The sequence below is a fragment of the Streptomyces rimosus genome, assembly GCF_008704655.1.
In the GTDB taxonomy this organism is placed as follows: Bacteria; Actinomycetota; Actinomycetes; order Streptomycetales; family Streptomycetaceae; genus Streptomyces; species Streptomyces rimosus.
On record NZ_CP023688.1, the window covers coordinates 3680986 to 3698562 of the forward strand.

Annotated in this window: 16 protein-coding genes; 4 read left to right on the forward strand and 12 right to left on the reverse strand. The window is 72.6% G+C overall.

The window, feature by feature from the left end; translation table 11 throughout:
• Positions 1 to 36: 36 nt before the first annotated feature.
• From CP984_RS15245 to CP984_RS15275, 7 genes are all read right to left on the reverse strand, one after another.
• Complete coding sequence (locus CP984_RS15245; RefSeq protein WP_003983186.1) at positions 37 to 990, reverse strand: hypothetical protein; 954 nt, start codon at positions 988 to 990, stop codon at positions 37 to 39.
• Between the two features lie 2 nt (positions 991 to 992).
• Positions 993 to 1370 carry a hypothetical protein gene (locus CP984_RS15250; protein WP_003983185.1) on the reverse strand — a complete coding sequence of 126 codons (378 nt, stop codon included), beginning with the start codon at positions 1368 to 1370 and terminating at the stop codon, positions 993 to 995.
• 123 nt (positions 1371 to 1493) lie between these two features.
• A complete protein-coding gene (locus CP984_RS15255) occupies positions 1494 to 3398 on the reverse strand; it encodes a hypothetical protein (protein ID WP_176564545.1) in 1905 nt (634 codons plus the stop codon).
• 233 nt (positions 3399 to 3631) lie between these two features.
• Entirely contained in the window at positions 3632 to 4621 is a 990-nt protein-coding gene (locus CP984_RS15260; RefSeq protein ID WP_003985819.1) for a malate dehydrogenase, read from the reverse strand.
• 456 nt (positions 4622 to 5077) lie between these two features.
• Positions 5078 to 6499 carry a helix-turn-helix domain-containing protein gene (locus tag CP984_RS15265; protein ID WP_078575099.1) on the reverse strand — a complete coding sequence of 474 codons (1422 nt, stop codon included), beginning with the start codon at positions 6497 to 6499 and terminating at the stop codon, positions 5078 to 5080.
• A 251-nt stretch (positions 6500 to 6750) separates the two neighbouring features.
• Complete coding sequence (locus CP984_RS15270) at positions 6751 to 7632, reverse strand: helix-turn-helix domain-containing protein (RefSeq protein WP_030181729.1); 882 nt, start codon at positions 7630 to 7632, stop codon at positions 6751 to 6753.
• Positions 7629 to 8396, reverse strand: a complete 768-nt coding sequence (locus CP984_RS15275; protein ID WP_003985822.1) for a peptidoglycan-binding protein — start codon at positions 8394 to 8396, stop codon at positions 7629 to 7631. The genes CP984_RS15270 and CP984_RS15275 overlap by 4 nt, the downstream gene beginning before the upstream one ends.
• 311 nt (positions 8397 to 8707) lie before the next feature.
• On the opposite strand from CP984_RS15275, the gene CP984_RS15280 reads away from it, so the two are divergent.
• Entirely contained in the window at positions 8708 to 9118 is a 411-nt protein-coding gene (locus tag CP984_RS15280) for a peptidoglycan-binding domain-containing protein (RefSeq protein ID WP_003985823.1), read from the forward strand.
• A 108-nt stretch (positions 9119 to 9226) separates the two neighbouring features.
• Here CP984_RS15280 and CP984_RS15285 read toward each other — a convergent pair whose 3' ends face one another.
• The 3 genes from CP984_RS15285 to CP984_RS15295 all read right to left on the reverse strand — a co-directional run bounded on the left by CP984_RS15285 (position 9227) and on the right by CP984_RS15295 (position 12117).
• Positions 9227 to 10447: an NADP-dependent isocitrate dehydrogenase gene (locus CP984_RS15285; RefSeq protein WP_003985824.1), complete on the reverse strand. Its 1221-nt coding sequence runs from the start codon at positions 10445 to 10447 to the stop codon at positions 9227 to 9229.
• 319 nt (positions 10448 to 10766) lie between these two features.
• A complete protein-coding gene (locus tag CP984_RS15290; protein WP_003985825.1) occupies positions 10767 to 11195 on the reverse strand; it encodes a DUF3017 domain-containing protein in 429 nt (142 codons plus the stop codon).
• A gap of 67 nt (positions 11196 to 11262) precedes the next feature.
• Complete coding sequence (locus CP984_RS15295) at positions 11263 to 12117, reverse strand: bifunctional methylenetetrahydrofolate dehydrogenase/methenyltetrahydrofolate cyclohydrolase (protein WP_003985826.1); 855 nt, start codon at positions 12115 to 12117, stop codon at positions 11263 to 11265.
• A 293-nt stretch (positions 12118 to 12410) separates the two neighbouring features.
• On the opposite strand from CP984_RS15295, the gene CP984_RS15300 reads away from it, so the two are divergent.
• Together CP984_RS15300 and CP984_RS15305 are read left to right on the forward strand one after the other, a co-directional pair.
• Entirely contained in the window at positions 12411 to 13199 is a 789-nt protein-coding gene (locus tag CP984_RS15300) for an RDD family protein (RefSeq protein ID WP_003985827.1), read from the forward strand.
• A 154-nt stretch (positions 13200 to 13353) separates the two neighbouring features.
• Positions 13354 to 13923, forward strand: a complete 570-nt coding sequence (locus CP984_RS15305; protein WP_003985828.1) for a hypothetical protein — start codon at positions 13354 to 13356, stop codon at positions 13921 to 13923.
• Between the two features lie 73 nt (positions 13924 to 13996).
• Here the strand turns inward: CP984_RS15305 and purH are convergent, their stop codons facing one another.
• Positions 13997 to 15580 (reverse strand): bifunctional phosphoribosylaminoimidazolecarboxamide formyltransferase/IMP cyclohydrolase, encoded by a 1584-nt coding sequence (gene purH / locus CP984_RS15310; protein WP_003985830.1) that lies wholly within the window; start codon positions 15578 to 15580, stop codon positions 13997 to 13999.
• Complete coding sequence (gene purN, locus CP984_RS15315) at positions 15577 to 16230, reverse strand: phosphoribosylglycinamide formyltransferase (RefSeq protein WP_003985831.1); 654 nt, start codon at positions 16228 to 16230, stop codon at positions 15577 to 15579. The genes purH and purN overlap by 4 nt, the downstream gene beginning before the upstream one ends.
• A gap of 264 nt (positions 16231 to 16494) precedes the next feature.
• On the opposite strand from purN, the gene CP984_RS15320 reads away from it, so the two are divergent.
• Positions 16495 to 17544, forward strand: coding sequence for a hypothetical protein (locus tag CP984_RS15320; protein WP_030312346.1), 1050 nt, complete (start codon positions 16495 to 16497; stop codon positions 17542 to 17544).
• Positions 17545 to 17577: the final 33 nt, after the last annotated feature.

Sequence of the window (17577 nt, forward strand, 5' to 3'; positions counted from 1 at the left end):
CTGCTTCCTCCGCTTCCGGACGCAGGTGCCCCGACCTCAGGAAGCGCTCGGGCTGAAGTGCCGCAACGCCGTCTGCTGAATACGCGCCTGGGCCGGCCAGTCCGCGTCGGGGCCGAGGACCAGGACGGCGAACTGGCGGCCGTCGGGGACGGTGAAGGCGCGGTCGGTGACGCGGGCGCGGACGCCGAGTTTTTCGCTGTCGTAGGCGTAGACGAGTTCGGTGGCGCCGGTACTGAGGCCGATGTCGGGGACCGGGCCCAGGCTCATCTGTACGTAGCCGGGTTTGCCGGCGAGGTCGCGGGAGGTGCCCTCAAGGGCTTCGCGCGGGGTGATGTCGGGTTCGGTGATCTCGAAGACCTGGAGGAGGTAGCGCTCGTCGGGGGCGGTGTAGAAGACGCCGTCCTTGCGCTGGGTGCGCTGCCAGCCTTCCGGTACGGCGATGGAGAACCCCGCACTGTCCCGCGCCAGCCGGTAGCCGGACGGGAGCGCGCCCGAGGGGGAGCCGGAGGCGGTGGTGCCGCTCGGTACGCCGGGTGGGGCGGTCGCTCCGTCCGGGGCCTGGGACGGGGCGGTCGGCGAGGCCGACGTATGGGTGTCGGAGCGGACCGTGGTGTCATCGCCGCCCCACAGCAGCCAGCCGCCGCCGAAGCCCGCGGCGACCACGGCGACCGCCGCGCCGACGACGACCGGCGTCGACCAGGCGCGCATGCGGGCAGCGGACGGGCCGGCGCCGGGGGCCGCCGGGGCGTGGGACGAGGGGTAGGGCGGAGGGCTGGTGGGCGGCGGGTAGGCCGGGGAGTTCGTGGCGTCGGCGGTTTCGTCGGTGAAGAAGTCCGCGCCGGGCGGCGGTGCGCTTCCCTGGCCGGGGACGAAACCGGGCTTCGTCGGTGGCGGGCTCGTGTACGGCGCCGGGCCCGGACTGCCGGTCTCCCAGCGCTGTTCCTCGTCGTTCCAGCGCGCCCCGCGCGCGCCGCCCCCTTGTACGTTCATGCTCACCCTCCCAGCAGCGCGGCCACGGCCTGTCCGACGGCCGCGCCGGACGCCAGCATTCCGGTCACCGCGCCCGCGTCCGCCAGCGCCATGCGCAGCCGGTCGAGGCGGCCCGGCGCGGTCCGGCCGGTGGTCTCGATCTCTTCCTGCGCGTCGGTCAGTTCGGCGCTCAGCAGCGTGACCTGCGGCGTCTCGATGACCCTGGCCAGGTCTTCGCGCAACTGCCGTACGGCGGCGAGCAGTTCCTCGTGCGCGGCGTCGGTGCCGGGGGCGCCGGGCGCGTGCTCGTGGTGGGTGACCGTGTTGTGGTCGCCGATGGCGAAGGCGCCGTGCACCTTGCCGATGTGGATGCCGCGGTCGCGTTCGTCAGCCGCTGCCATGTCCGCCTCCCCGTTGGTCCGCTGTGGTGCCGTGCGCGTGCCGGCCGTGTTCACGATTGTGCCCGGCCGCGCGCGGGTCGAGCCCGTACGTGCCGTGGATACGACGTGTACGGCGGGCGCCGTTCACCGGCCGGTACCGGCGGGCTTGGCCGGGCGGTCGGCCTTGCCCGCCTGCGGGCCGGCGCCCGCGGCCCCGCCCGGGCCGGGCACTCCCCCGACGCCGCCCAGCCCGCCGCTGCTGATCGTGTTGTGGTCGCCGATGCCGATGGCGCCCTGCGCGGACTCGATGAAGACGCCGCCGTTGGTGACGTTGACGATCCGCTGCTCGAATTCGTCGGTCTGCCAGCCCGCTTCGTACAGCGCCGTCCGTACGCCGCCGGCCACCCGGTCCTGGATGCTCTTCAAGTAGCGGGTGACGTCCATCTCCTGGAAGAGCGAGGCGTCGGAGTCGGAGCCCAGTTCGCGGACGGAGGCGGCGGGCCCGTCGGGCAGCGCGCCGCCGTGCCCGCCGGTGAGCACGCTCCACGCGGAGACGGCGCCGCGCCCCAGGGACGCGACGGCGCGCCCGGCGGAGCGCGGGGTCTGGGCGAGCGCCCACACCGCCTTCCCGAACGGGTTGTTGTGGCGGTAGCGGTGCGCGATCCGGTCGGCTTCCTGGTACAGGGCGCGGACCGGCCACAGGACGTGCGGCGCGACCTCCAGCATGAGCATGCCGCCCTGCGTGTGCACCCGTACGAAGACCGTGGTGACGATGCCCTCGCCCCAGCCGCCGACCCGGATGCGCAGGAAGTGCCGCCGGGTCTCGCCGCCCTCCTCGACGGCGCGGGCGCGGTGCGCGGCGAAGCCCTCGGGGCCGTACGGGGCGGCGTCCCGGGACGGCAGCCCGGCCACCGGCAGGAAGACGCACTCGTCGACCTCCAGCTCGCGCAGCCGGTCCCGCACCGCGGCGGCGGCCTGCGGCGAGCCGTACGCCGAGGGCACGCGGAGCGCCTCGACCAGGGGGATGATCCGCTGGAGGACGGTGTCGTTGTCGAGGGGGACGGGGCCGCCGCCGGCGGCATCCGTTCCGGTGGCGGCCGGTGTCGTGTTCTTGGCCAGGTCCGCTGCCGCGCCCTTGGTGATCTGCGCCGCGTCCTTGCGCGGCCGCAGTTCCACCGACAGCGACCAGGTCTCGTACGGGGTGCCCGCGCCGCAGAACGGGTCGGCCGCGCGGTACATGACCAGCGGGCCGTGCTGTTCGGTACGGATGCGGTGGCGCAGCCGCTGGAAGCGCCCGCCCTCGGCCCGCTCGGCGGGGTCGGCGGCGGCGTCCGGGAAGCGGTCCCGGGACAGATCGGTGGCCAGCACCCTGGCGATCTGGCCGAGCTGCGCGCCGACGGCCCAGGCCAGTACGAAGGGGAGCGCGAGGGCGACCCAGGCGTGGATCGGCTGCGCCGCGCTCGTGCTCTGCCCGAACAGGCCGTCCGGCAGGAAGGCCGGTGCGACGGTGTCGCCCAGTCCCGACGAGCCGCCGGAGAAGGCGTACGGCGATCCCCCGTACCCGCCGGAGTCGTCGCCGAACGCCGTCACCAGCAGCAGCACGCCGACGAGCACCACGCTCAGACGCCCGTACCAGCGCAGCAGCCAGCCCGCGAACCGCCGGTACCAGGGCGGCCGCGCGGCGCGGCCCCGTGCGTAGGGGGCCAGTGAGAGCAGCACGACCGGCAGCAGATAGAGCAGGGTCAGCCCGGAGGAGAGCGGGACGGACACGATCCACAGGAGCAGCACGGCTCCCGCCCAGGCCAGTTCGATACGGCGGGCGCGCAGCGCGTGGGCCAGCACGCGGGCCGCGTCGAAGCCGAGCGAGGGGGCCGCCAGGCGCTCTTCGTGGACGTACAGCTCGTCGATCACCGCGTCGCGGTACACGGGGTCGAGGTACGTGCCGGCGCACAGCAGCCGGGTGGCTTCGCTGGCGCTGGGATGCCGGGGCGCCACCGCCCCGGGGCCGCCCTCCGGGCCGGACTGCTGCGGCACGTGCGTACGAGTCACCTGATTCCCCCAAGGCGCCGGACGGCGCGAAACGACCGCTGTGACAGGCGGATTGCGAGTCGTGAACGCCGCAGCATAGAGGAGCCTCAAACGCCGTGTCAGGCGCGCGCCCGGAAGATCACACAAAGGTGTGACACAACGACGGAGCCCGTACGGGAACGCGAGCGTTCCGTACGGGCTCCGGTCGGGGCTCCCGGTGTCGGGCTCCCCCTGAGTCGGATGTGTCAGGTGTGTCAGAGGAGACCGAGCGCGCGGACGGCCTCGCGCTCCTCCGCCAGCTCCTTGACGGACGCGTCGATGCGCTCGCGCGAGAAGTCGTTGATCTCCAGGCCCTGGACGATCTCGTACTTGCCGTCCTTGGTGGTGACCGGGAAGGAGGAGATCAGGCCCTCCGGGACGCCGTAGGAGCCGTCCGAGGGGATGCCCATGGAGGTCCAGTCGCCGGCCGCGGTGCCGTTGACCCAGGTGTGGACGTGGTCGATGGCGGCGTTGGCGGCGGAGGCGGCCGAGGAGGCGCCCCGGGCCTCGATGATCGCGGCGCCGCGCTTGGCGACGGTCGGGATGAAGGTGTCGGCCAGCCACGCCTGGTCGTTCACGACCTCGGCGGCGTTCTTGCCGGCGACCTCGGCGTGGAAGATGTCCGGGTACTGGGTCGCGGAGTGGTTGCCCCAGATCGTCAGCTTCTTGATGTCCGAGACCTGCGCGCCGGTCTTCTGCGCGAGCTGCGACAGGGCGCGGTTGTGGTCCAGGCGGGTCATCGCGGTGAAGCGCTCGGCCGGCACGTCCGGGGCCGCGGCCTGGGCGATCAGGGCGTTGGTGTTGGCCGGGTTGCCGACGACCAGGACCTTGATGTCGTCCGCCGCGTGGTCGTTGATGGCCTTGCCCTGCGGCTTGAAGATGCCGCCGTTGGCCTCCAGCAGGTCGCCGCGCTCCATGCCCTTCGTACGGGGGCGGGCGCCGACCAGCAGGGCCACGTTCGCGCCCTCGAAGGCCGCGTTCGGGTCGTCGGAGATGTCGATGCCGCGCAGCAGCGGGAAGGCACAGTCGTCGAGCTCCATGGCGGTGCCCTCGGCGGCCTTCAGGCCCTGCGGGATCTCCAGCAGGCGCAGCTTGACCGGTACGTCCGCGCCGAGCAGCTGGCCGGAAGCGATGCGGAAGAGGAGTGCGTAACCGATCTGGCCGGCCGCGCCGGTGACGGTGACATTGACGGGAGTGCGGGTCATGGCGATCTCCTGCGCGCTGAATTCCGGGGGCACAGCCCCCGTACCGCTTGGTGGCGGTGGGAAACCCTGCCCATTTACCGAGATCTCTTGGTATCGAGAGACCCGGCCGTCAGGCTATCGGACCGCCGCACCGCGACGCCGCCGGGCCGGTGTGGAACGCCTCACCGGTCCGCCGGTGGACCCCGGCGGACCCCCGCGGGTACGTGGCAGGCGGCCGTCCGCTCAAGGAGGGGGAGCGCGGACGGCCGCCGAATGGTGCCGCACCCGTGGGGGGTTATCCATGCCCCTGCCCGGGATTCGCTCGGGCAATCCCCTGTTGGGGAGGGTTCTTGAGGGGGTGCTTGGGCGGGTTGCTGAGTGGGGGTTTGGGGTGGAATGTCGGGAGGCGGGAGGGCGGGGGTGCTGGAGGCGGCGCGCGCCGGCCGGTGGGTGGGGCCACCGGCCGACGGGACCGGGTCATCGTCCGGTGGACTCGCCCGTACCCGTACGTGTCGCCGTTCGCGGCCCCGACCCCGACCCCGCCGGAACCGGCTTGGCGCAGCCCTTCAGGCCCGCCGCCGTCGTCCCGCACGCGGTGACCTTCTTCGGGTCGCCGGACACCGGCACCATCGCGGTGTACGCGTCGCCGTCCTGCCCGGCCCTGGCCTTCTCCGTACGGCCCGACGAGCTGATCGCCGCCTCGTCGCCGGGCGCGGCCCCGGTGATACGCGCCCAGGCGGTGCCGCACACCTTGCTGTACCGCACCTCTATCATCGAGCCGCCCGCAAACCCCCGGGACGGGCTGTCGGCGTTCTGGCCGCCGCACCCCATCGTCTCGGGGTCCTTGCCCGCGCAGTCAGCCCCGGCGCACTTCACCCCGGCGGGCAGCGTCGCCTTCTTGCTCGGGCTCGCCGACGGCGTGGGCGCCGCCTTCTTCTCCTGCTTGCCGCCGACGTCCAGCAGCAGCACGGCAGCGGCGATCACCAGCAGCGCGCCGACTACGCCGGCCAGGAACATCGTGGCGCGACGGCGGCGGAGCTGCCGGTCGGTGCCGTCCGGGGGCCCGGCGGGGGCGGGCTGACCGGCGAGGTGCCCGGTGGCGGGTCCGGCCGGAGAAGCGACGGTGCCGGGACGGTACGGGTCAGTGCGGGACGTATCGGAGCGAACCCCGTCAGCACGGGACTCATCGGGCCGGGACGTCTCTCTCGGCGGACCGCCGTACGTGGGCGCCTCGTACCGGGACGGCGGGGCGGCGGGCTCGGCGTCCACGTAGGCGCTCACCCGGGGCCAGGTCACCTTGCCCGGCCGGTCGGCGTCGTCCGCCGTCCCGGAGGAGGGCGCCGCGGACGGTCCGGCCATGCCGGGGAAGTCCGCGGTGGACGGCAGGTGGTCGTCACGCCGCGGTGGCGCGGCGGCGGCCGCGCCCCGGCCCTCCGCCTTGTCCCGGTCCGGCGCGCTCCCGTCGGTTTCCTGGGGCTGCGCCTCCCCCGGCTCCTTTCCCTTGGCCTTCTCCCTGACCTTGTCCTTGAGCCTGGTCTTCGCCTTGCCCGGCGCCGGGCCGAACTCCCCCAGCGCGGCCCGCGCCTGCGCCACCCGGATCGCCTCCATGGTGACGTCGTGCCGCATCTCCGAACGGCTCCAGGCGCGTTCGGCCAGCTCCCACATCGTGGTGAGGTGGCCGGCGTGCGCACCGGTCGCCTCGGCGAGCGCCACCACGGCGCGCTGCGGCGGCAGCAGCCGCCCGTTGAGGTAGCGCTCCCACGAGGTCTTGCTGTAGCCGGTGCGGTCCGCGACGGCGGCGAGACTCAGCCCGCTGCGCTCCACGAGCCGCCGCAACTGGCTCGCGAACTCCTTCACCTGCGGATCGAGTTCTTCCGGTAGCGCCCTCCAGCGAGGCATTGCCTCCCCCTAACCCCCCATATGCGCCTGCTTGCGCCTGTCAGTGCTTTGCGTCCGGTGCTCTTGCCGTCATTTCCTCCGCCGGGGCGCGGCCCCCGCAGCCCGCCCCAGTGGTTACCCAAAGGGATGCTCAGAGTCAGGATGCCAGTTCCCATCTCCGGGGCGCACGGGAGCATTCGGGCATGGGACACGTAGCCGTACACCCCCGTACACTTCCGCCCGCCGTAGCCGGACCGGCCCGGATCCCGTACTCAACTCGTACGGAAGCACTCGGCCGGGCCGCCGCCGGCCGGGCGCAGGCACACCCGCAGCTTCTCCGGGCCGGATACGGCGGCCATCGGGGTGAAGACGTAACCGTCGGCGTCGAACCGGTCGGTGACCCGCGTGTTCTGCGAACTCCCGCCGGCGGCCCGGAGTTCAAGGCGGTCGCCGATCCGGCCGCCGCGGAGGCGGCCCCACGCCGCGCCGCACGCCTTGCTGTACCGGACCTGGAGGTGGCGCCCGCCCGTGGTGGTGCGCCTGAGGACCGTGGTCACCAGGCCCTCTCCGCCGCACAGCATGAACAGCGGGTCCTGCCCGTCGCACGCCGCCCCGTGGCAGCCGGTGCGCGCGGAGGGCGCGGAGGAGACGGCGGTGTTCGCCTGCCGTCCGGCCCCGCCGGTACCGGCACGCCACTCCAGTACGACCACCAGTACGGCGGTCACAGCCAGCGCCAACGCCACACCCACCACAAGCGTCACACGGCGCACACCGAACGGCGGCGCCGATCGCGGGACATCTTCGGGACGTTGCGCTGCGTCGCCGCCCTCGTCCAGTGGAGGGGCCGCGCCCTCGCGTACGTCTTCTTCCGACGCGCGCTCCGCCGAACGCCCCCGCCCGCTCCACGCCGCGTCGGCCAGCTCCCACAGCGCCGCCACCCGGCCGCCGCGCTCCCCTGCCAAGCGGCACAGCGCCTCGGCCGCCTCCCTCGGCGGCAGCGACTTGCCGTTGAGGTAGCGCTCCCACGAGGACTTGCTGTACGCGGTCTTGGCGGCCAGGGCCGCCAGCGACAGCCCCGTACGGCCGCGCAACTCCCGTAATGCCGCCGCCAGTCGCGCCCCCTCGACCGGCCCGTGCGCTCCCGTACCGCTCATCGGCGCAGCGCTTCCCAGGTGTCGGGGCCCACGATGCCGTCGGCCGGCAGGCCGGACTTGGTCTGGAAGCGCTTCACGGCGCGGATCGTGTTCTCGCCGACGATGCCGTCGACGGCTCCCGGGTCGAACCCCCGGTGACGCAGCAGGCACTGCGCTTCCACGACGCCCCAGCCGGCGGTGCCGTTGGACAGGATCGCCTGGGTGGTGTCGCTGCGGTCCGCGGTGAGTACGCCGTGCGCGCGGTGCACACGGCAGTCGAACACCGTGCCCGGCTCGTGGACGAACGCCCCCGGCGACGCGGACGGCCGGGCGGCGGGCGCGTCGTCCTGCCACGGCCGGGCGATGGGCAGGCCCGCGGCCAGGGCGGCGATCAGGGTGGCGGTGGCGAGGACGACCGTACGGGGCCGTGGGGTCCGTGAGGCCCGTCCCTGCCGTACGTCCTCGGGCCCCGCGTCCTCAGCCCGTACGCCCTCACCCCCCGCCTCCTCTCCCCCTACGGCTGCACTCGCCTCCGCCGCCACCTCCCGAAGCGCCAGCAGCCGCGTCGGATCGGTGCCGCAGGCGTGGGCCAGGGCTTCGACCGCGCCTGTCGGCGGGAGCTTCTTGCCGTTGAGGTAGCGCTCCCAGGACGACTTGCTGTACGCGGTCTTCGCGGCCAGCGCGGCCAGGCTGAGGCCGCTGTGATCTTTCAGGCGGCGCATGTGTACGACCAGTTGGGCGGCCCGCTGGTCCAACGACGCGGGCAGTTCCCGCCAACGCGACATGTTCCACCCCACACGCGTCCGGTCTTCCCCCGAGGCGCTGTGCGCCCCCTGAGTCGCCGATGATGGCGGACAGGCCACCGCCGGTTCCCGTTCTTACAGTTTCCGCAACAGGTCCAGACATGCGCCGCGTCCCGCCGAGCCGTCCATCACGCCGACGTCCCCGCAGGTCAGCGCGTGCGGCGTCCCACCATGGACCAACTTCCGGGGTTCCTCTGGCCGGTGGGGCGACGGGGGCCGCATCGTCGGTGGTGCACACCGGGCGGCGTGGTCCACCCCGCGCCGCGTCCACCATCCCAGGGGAGGAACACCTCATGAACCTGCGCAAGCGCATCGCCCTCGCCGCCGCGACGACGGCGCTCGGCACCGGCCTCGCCGTCGTTCCCGCGGCCGGCGCCACCGCGTCCGCCGCCCCGGCCGCGAAGCCCGCCGCCGTCACGGCCGCCACTGACGCCCGGTTGGCGGGCCCGTACGGCTGCAACTACACCAACAGCGAGCCGACGCTCTCCCTCGGTTCGCGCGGCAAGGCCGTCAAGGAGGCCCAGTGCCTGCTCAAGCACTGGAACGTCGACATCGGCCGGCACGGGGTCGACGGGAAGTTCGGCACGGACACCCGCAAGGCGGTGCGTGAGTTCCAGCGTCGTATCCACCGCACCTGCCACATGCCGGTGGACGGCATCGTGGGCAAGAAGACGTGGCACGCGCTGAAGCACACCGGCTGCTGAAGTGAGGGAAGGCCGGCCCGTACCGCCGGGCCGGCCGGACACCGGGCGGCCCGTCCACTTTCGGGGGAGCGGACGGGCCGCCCGGCGTCCGGGGCCCGCGGCGCCTCCTCACGCGTCCGCCATCTTCTTCTGCACCCCCACATCCAGCGCGTCCAGGAACTGCTCCGTCGTCAGATACGGCTGGTTCCTGGAGATGAGCAGGGCCAGGTCCTTGGTCATCTGGCCGCCCTCGACGGTCTCGACGCAGACCCGCTCCAGCATCCGGGCGAACCGGGTGACCTCGGGGGTGCCGTCCAGTTCGCCGCGGTGGGCCAGGCCGCGGGTCCAGGCGAAGACCGAGGCGATGGGGTTGGTCGAGGTGGGGACGCCCTGCTGGTGGCGGCGGTAGTGCCGGGTCACCGTGCCGTGCGCGGCCTCGGCCTCCACGGTACGGCCGTCGGCCGTCATCAGGACCGAGGTCATCAGGCCGAGCGAGCCGAAGCCCTGCGCCACCACGTCGGACTGCACGTCCCCGTCGTAGTTCTTGCAGGCCCAGACGTAGCCGCCCTCCCACTTGAGCGCGGCGGCCACCATGTCGTCGATCAGCCGGTGCTCGTACGTCAGGCCGCGGGCGTCGAAGGCGGCCTTGAACTCGGCGTCGAAGACTTCCTGGAAGAGTTCCTTGAACCGGCCGTCGTACTTCTTGAGGATCGTGTTCTTCGTGGACAGGTACACCGGGTACGAGCGGTCCAGGCCGTAGCGGAACGCGGCGCGCGCGAAGTCGCGTACGGACGCGTCGTGGTTGTACATGGCGAGCGCGACGCCGGGGCCGGGGAAGTCGTGGACCTCCAGCTCGACCGGCTCGCCGCCGTCGCGGGGCGTGTAGGTCAGGGTGAGGGTGCCGGGCCCGGGGATCTTCAGGTCGGTGGCGCGGTACTGGTCGCCGAAGGCGTGCCGGCCGACCACGATGGGCCTGGTCCAGCTCGGTACGGGGCGGGGCACGTTCGCCATGATGATCGGCTCGCGGAAGATGACGCCGCCGAGGATGTTGCGGATGGTGCCGTTCGGCGAGCGGTACATCGCCTTGAGGCCGAACTCCTCGACCCGTGCCTCGTCCGGGGTGATGGTGGCGCACTTGACGCCGGCCCCGTGCTTCTTGATCGCGTGGGCGGCGTCGACGGTGATCTGGTCGCCGGTGGCGTCGCGGTTCTCGATGCCCAGGTCGAAGTAGTCCAGCTCGATGTCGAGGTAGGGCAGGATCAGCTTGTTCTTGATGGCGGACCACATGATGCGGGCCATCTCGTCGCCGTCGAGCTCGACGACGGGCTGGGCAACCTTGATCTTGGCCATGCGGTGGGGCGTCCCTCTCGCGCGACGACTGGGGCGGCCACCGGCGGTGTCCCCGGACACGTCGATGTGCCTCGTTCGTCAAGTTACTCGGCGCGGGGGCGCGGCGGCCGTCCCTGAGGGGCCGCGCGGGTGTGCGTCACGCGAATGGCGTGGGGAGGCGTCGTACGGGGCGGTGCGGGCCCGTACGGAGAGAGCGAGCGACGGGGGAAGGCCGGAGCGCGCGGCCCTCCCCCGTGCGGGCGTACGTACGGTCCCGTCGCGCGGGCGTACGGCCCGATCGCGCGGGCGTACGGCTCCCCGCGCGGGCGTACGGCCCGCCTCACCACACCGTGAAGTGCACCAGGTCGTCCAGGAACGGGATCTTCAGCCACGGCTTGGGCTGCGCCATCAGCGCCAGCAGGACGATGGCCACGCCCAGCCCGCCGTACGTCGCCATGTCGGTGAACCGGGACCGTACGGCCAGCATGCCCACCTTCGGCAGCACCCGGCGCAGCACCGCCCCGCCCAGCAGGGACAGGCCGATCAGGAGCGTCCCGATACGGAAACCGTCCAGCGCGACGATGAGCAGCCCCAGGGCCACCCCGCCCATGACGGCCAGCAGCGGCCACTGCCGGGCGGGCGGCGAGGCGCTGCCGGGGGCGGTCCTGCCGCCGCCCTCCGGCCGTGCGGTGTCGGTGGTGATCCGCGGGAAGCGGCGGGAGGGCCGCTGCGGCTCGGAGGCGCCTTCCGCGTGCGCTTCGGCACTCATGGGTGGCGGTCCCTTTCCGTGTCCGTTCCGGTGCTGCGTACGTTCCGGTACTGCGGGAGGCGCGGGATCAGCCCGCGGCGCGCTCGGCGGCCTCGACGACGTTGACCAGCAGCTGGGCGCGGGTCATCGGGCCGACGCCGCCCGGGTTCGGGGAGAGCCAGCCGGCCACCTCGGCGACGCCCGGGTGCACATCGCCGACGATCTTGCCGTTCTCGTCGCGGCTGACGCCGACGTCCAGCACCGCGGCGCCCGGCTTGACGTCCTCCGGCTTGATGATGTGCGGCACACCCGCGGCGGCCACGATGATGTCCGCCTGCTTCAGCTGCGCGGACAGGTCGCGGGTGCCGGTGTGGCACTGCGTGACGGTGGCGTTCTCCGACTTGCGGGTCAGCAGCAGCGGGATCGAGCGCCCGACGGTGATGCCGCGGCCGACCACGACCACATGCGCGCCGTTGATCTCCACGCCGTGGTGGCGCAGCAGCTGGATGATGCCGTACGGGGTGCACGGCAGCGGCCCCTCGACGCCCAGCACCAGCCGGCCCAGGCTCATCGGGTGGAGGCCGTCGGCGTCCTTGGCCGGGTCCATCAGCTCCAGGACGCGGTTGGTGTCGATGCCCTTCGGGAGCGGGAGTTGGACGATGTAGCCGGTGCAGGCCGGGTCCTCGTTCAGCTCCCGTACGACGGCCTCGATCTCCTCCTGCGTCGCGGTGTCCGGCAGCTCCTTCTGGATGGAGGCGATGCCGACCTGGGCGCAGTCGCGGTGCTTGCCGTTGACGTACCAGCGGCTTCCCGGGTCGTCGCCGACCAGGAGAGTGCCGAGGCCGGGGGTGATGCCCCGGGCCTTCAGTGCCTCCACGCGGACGGTGAGTTCTGACTTGATCGCGGCGGCGGTGGCCTTGCCATCGAGAATCTGGGCGCTCATACCCCCCATCCTCCCGGATGAGGCCACTTCCGTTCCAATCAGGGCCGGTCCGACGGGGGCTCGCTATGGCCGCCGACAAGAGCTGTGACCGGAGATGACCGAATTGCAATGACGGAATCGATCATTGCACTTGCACAACACATGAGCCTCTTGACTGGACAACGATATTGCGCAACTAGAAGGATTGCGGCTCAGTGCCGCAGGCATCATCGGGGGGCGGACCACTGATCCCAGGGTTTCCTCCGAGCACGCCCTGCCGTCCCCCACTGAACAACAACGGAGGAAACCAGCCAATGAGCTTTGGCGACCCGAACAATCCCTACGGCCAGCCGCAGGGGCAGCCCGGACCGTACGGCCAGCCCCCGCAGGCCCCGTACGGCCAGCAGCCGCCGGCACCCCCGCAGGGCCAGCCGGGGTACGGCTACCCGCAGCAGGCACAGCCCCAGCCGGGCTACGGCTACCCCCAGCAGGCCCCGCCGCAGCAGGCCCCCTACGGCCAGCCCCCGCAGGTGCCCCAGCAGCAGGCATACGGCTACCCGCAGCAGGCGGCCTACGGCCAGGGCGGAATGCCGGGTATGGGCATGCCGCAGGGGTATGCGAGCTGGGGGGCGCGGGTGGGTGCCTCTCTGCTCGACGGGCTGATCATGGGCGTGGTCCCGACCATCCTGTACATCATCGCCATCATCGTGACCGCCAGCTCCACCGTCTCCCGGCCGGACACGTCCTACTGCGGCACCGACTTCCAGTGCATCCAGGACGCCTACGACAAGGTTTCGGGCCCGCCGGCGTTCGCGGTGATCCTCATCGTGCTCGCCGTCCTGGTCACGATCGCCGGCGCGATTTTCCTGATCGCCAAGGAAGGCTCCACCGGCCAGACCCCGGGCAAGAAGGCCCTGAAGATCCGCGTCGTCCGTGAGGCGACCGGGCAGCCCCTCGGCTTCGGCATGGCCTTCGTGCGCAAGCTCTGCCACGCGGTGGACGGCCCGCTGTGCGGCCTCGGCTACTGGTGGCCGCTGTGGGACGAGAAGTCGCAGACCTTCGCCGACAAGATCGTCGGCTCGGTGGTCGTCCGCAGCCAGTAAGCGGTACGCACGCCCCGGGGCCCCCTCACGCAAAATCGCGCGAGGGGGCCTTCGCCGCCCCGTAGGCTCTTACCGATCTCTTACATCACCCGGGACCGCCGGAACCGTGCAGCACCGGCTGACACCAGGTCACACCGCTCGAAGGACACCGCTCGTGAGCTACCCGAACCAGAACCCCTACGGCCCGCCGCAGGGCCAGCCCCAGGGCCCTCCCCAGCCCCAGTACGGCTACCCGCAGCAGCAGCCGGTGCAGCAGCCGTACGCGCCGTTCCCCGGCGGCCCCGCCGGGATGCCGGGCATACCGGTGCCGACCGTGATGCCCGGCGGTGTGAAGGCCGCCCGGGTGATGCTCTACGTGATGGCGGGGCTGACGGTCATCGGTCTGGGCCTGGTCGTGTTCCTGCTGAGCACGATCAACAAGGCCAGCAAGTCCGAGTACGTCTCCTCCAGCAGCTTCGAGAGCCTTCAGGTGGGCAAGGGCCTGCTGATCGCGATGATCATCGGCATGGTGCTCTGGGGCGCCGGGGCGATCGTGGCCGCCTCGCAGTTCTCCAAGGGCGGCAACGGCGCCCGCGTCACGGCGATCGTCGTGTGCGTGGTCGGCATCCTGTTCAGCTTCGTGTTCATGCCGTTCGGGCTGGTCTATGACGTCATGTGCGTCATCAGCATCGTGATGGTCTCCAAGGCGGACGGCACGGCCTGGTTCACGCGCCCGCGTTACTGAGCCGCTCCCCGCACGCGCCGAGAGCCGCACCCCGGATCGGGTGCGGCTCTCGGCGCGTTCACGGGCGTACGGCTCAGTGGAAGAAGTGCCGCGTCCCCGTCAGATACATCGTCACGCCCGCGGCCTTCGCCGCCTCGATGACCTGTTCGTCGCGGACCGAACCGCCGGGCTGTGCGACGGCCTTGACGCCCGCCTCCAGCAGTACCTCCAGGCCGTCCGGGAACGGGAAGAACGCGTCGGAGGCGGCGTAGGAGCCGCGGGCCCGCTCCTCGCCCGCCCGCTGCACGGCCAGCTTCGCCGAGTCGACGCGGTTGACCTGGCCCATGCCGACGCCGACCGTGGCGCCGTCCTTGGCGAGCAGGATCGCGTTGGACTTCACGGCGCGCGACGCGCGCCACGCGAAGGACAGTTCCGCCAGTTCGGCGTCGCTCAGCGGCTCGCCCGCCGCCAGCGTCCAGTTGGCGGGGTCGTCGCCCTCGGCCTGGAGCACGTCCTTGACCTGGGCCAGGCCGCCGCCGTCGATCGGCTTGAACTCGGCCGGCGGCTGCGGGCCCTCGGGGCAGCGCAGCACGCGGATGTTCTTCTTGCGGGACAGCACCTCGACGGCGCCCTCTTCGTAGTCCGGGGCCACGATGACCTCGGTGAAGATCTCCGCGACCTGCTCGGCCATCGCCACGGACACCGGGCGGTTGACGGCGATGACGCCGCCGAAGGCGGACAGCGGGTCGCAGGCGTGCGCCTTGCGGTGCGCCTCGGCGACGTCCTCTCCGACCGCGATGCCGCACGGGTTGGCGTGCTTGATGATGGCGACGCAGGGCTCGGCGTGGTCGTACGCGGCCCGGCGCGCGGCGTCGGTGTCCGTGTAGTTGTTGTACGACATCTCCTTGCCGTGCAGCTGCTCGGCCTCTGCCAGGCCGCCGCAGCCGCCGCCCGCGGCGGAGCCGCTGTGAGACACATAGAGCGCGGCCGCCTGGTGCGGGTTCTCGCCGTACCGCAGGACGTTCTTGCGCTCGTACGTGACGCCGAGGAAGCCGGGGAACTCGCCGCCGTCGCCCGCGTAGTCACCCGCGAACCAGGAGGCGACCGCCACGTCGTACTCGGCGGTGTGCCGGAACGCTTCGGCAGCCAGCCGCCTGCGCTCCTGGAGGTCGAAGCCGCCGTCCGCGACCGCCTTCAGCACGTCCGTGTAGCGGTCCGGGTTGACGACCACTGCGACCGAGGGGTGGTTCTTGGCGGCGGCACGCACCATCGAGGGGCCGCCGATGTCGATCTGCTCGACGCACTCGTCCGGCTCCGCGCCCGAGGCCACGGTCTGCGAGAACGGGTAGAGGTTGACGACGACCAGATCGAACGGCTCGACGCCCAGCTCGTCCAGCTGCTGCCGGTGGTCCTCCAGCCGCAGGTCGGCGAGGATGCCCGCGTGCACCTTCGGGTGCAGCGTCTTGACCCGGCCGTCCAGGCACTCGGGGAAGCCGGTCAGCTCCTCGACCTTGGTCACCGGAACGCCGGCCGCCGCGATCTTCGCGGCCGTCGAGCCCGTCGAGACGAGCCGGACGCCCGCCGCGTGCAGGCCCTGGGCCAGTTCTTCGAGGCCCGTCTTGTCGTAGACGCTGACCAGCGCCCGGCGAACGGGCCGCTTCCTTGCTTCGGCGGTCACGGGATCAGTACCTTTCGTCCCTCAATGCGGTAGCCGTGCCGGGCCAGACGCCCCACGACCTCGACGAGCAGCTTGCGCTCGACTTCCTTGATGCGCTCGTGCAGCGCGGATTCGTCGTCCTCGTCCCGGATCTCGACCGCCCCCTGGGCGATCACCGGGCCGGTGTCGACGCCGTCGTCGACGAAGTGGACGGTGCACCCGGTGACCTTGGCGCCGTACGCGAGCGCGTCGCGCACGCCGTGGGCCCCGGGAAAACTCGGCAGCAGGGCCGGATGCGTATTGACGATCCGGTCGCCGTAGCGGGCGAGGAATTCGGCGCCCAGGATCTTCATGAAGCCCGCCGAGACGACGAGGTCGGGCTGGTGGGCGGCGGTCGCCTCGGTGAGCGCGCGGTCCCAGGCGGCCCGGTCGGCGTGGTCCTTGACCCGGCAGACGAAGGTGGGCAGGCCGGCCCGCTCGGCGCGCTCCAGGCCGGCGATGCCGTCGCGGTCGGCGCCGACCGCCACCACCTTTGCCCCGTACGCGGAAACGCCCTCGGCGGCGATGGCGTCGAGCAGCGCCTGCAAATTCGTACCGGAACCGGAGACGAGCACGACGATACGGGCCGGGGATGCGGCGGGAACGGCGTAGGACGGGGAAGCGGAGGCCACGGCGGGGCTCTTTCTCGCGCGGTGCTGCTGTACGGCGGTCTGCGGTGTTGTGCGGTCGTACAAAACCATGGGTCGCCGGAAACCGGGGAACCCTACGAAGGCGCCGACCGTCAGCAACGATACCGGCACACCGCGCGGCCCCCACGGGACGGGGGCGCACGCGAGAGGTAGCGTCGGGCGTGAGAACGCACGCTGTTCGTGGTATCCGCCCGCCCGGCCCACCCGTCGGACGTACGGACGAGACAAGGGGAAGACACACTCCAGATGCCGGACCGACGCCGCCGCGCGGCCCTCCTCCTCCCTCCCACGGCCACCGCCGGGGGGTGCCCCCAGCCCGCAGCCGCTCCCGGGGCGGTGCTGCTGCGCGAGCGCAAGCCGTCCTCCGATTCCGCCGGCGCCGCGGGGACGTCGGGCACGTCCGGCTCCGGGACGGGCCCGGGTCCGTCGGACGGGTCCGCTTCGGGCTCGTCAGCATCGGGTACCTCCGGTTCGCCGGACGGGTCGGGGGCGTCGGACGCCGGGGGTACGGGCGGCCGGGCCAGGGAGCGCGCCCGGACCCGGACCTCGGGGGACCGCGACGGCGACCGTGACAACCCGTTCGCGCCGCCGCCCGCCGACGCGCCCGACCAGCCGTGGCAGCCCCGCCACCACGGCCAGGACCAGGGCCGGGGTCACGACGGCGACGATCAGGGCCGCGACGGAGACCAGCAGCCGCCCGCCTGGGGCAGCCAGTGGAGCAGCCGCCAGCCGGGACGCCAGAGCGGCGGCTTCGGCACGCGGCCGGGCAACCGCAACGGCCAGCAGGGCCCCGGCGGCCAGGGCGGGCCCGGCGGCAGCCTGCGCTGGGACCCGACCGACCCGGCCCAGCGCCGCGCGCGCTACGCACTGCTCGCCGGCATGTGGGGCTTCTTCTTCGTCCTGTTCAACCTGCCGGAAATCGCCCTGCTGCTGGCGACGCTCGCCCTGTACTGGGGCATCAGCTCCCTGCGCGCCAAGCCCGCCCGCCCGTCCGGCGGCGCGCGGGCCACGGCCGCCGATGTCGCTGGCCAGACCCCACCCCGTACGGACCCGGGCGCCTCCGCCACGGGCCACCCGGCCGCCGCCTCCACCCGCCCGCAGACGACCGCGGCCGTGGCCGGGCTGGTCACCGCCTCGCTGGCGCTGGTCATGGTGGCCGCCACCTTCACGCTCCAGCTCGTCTACCGCGACTACTTCACGTGTGTGAACGACGCCCTCACCCGGTCCGCCGCGCACTCCTGCGAGAAGAAGCTCCCCGAGCAGCTGCGTCCGCTGCTCAGCATTCAGCAGGAGTAGTCCGGCCGGCCCGGGAACTGCCGTCAGGCCCGC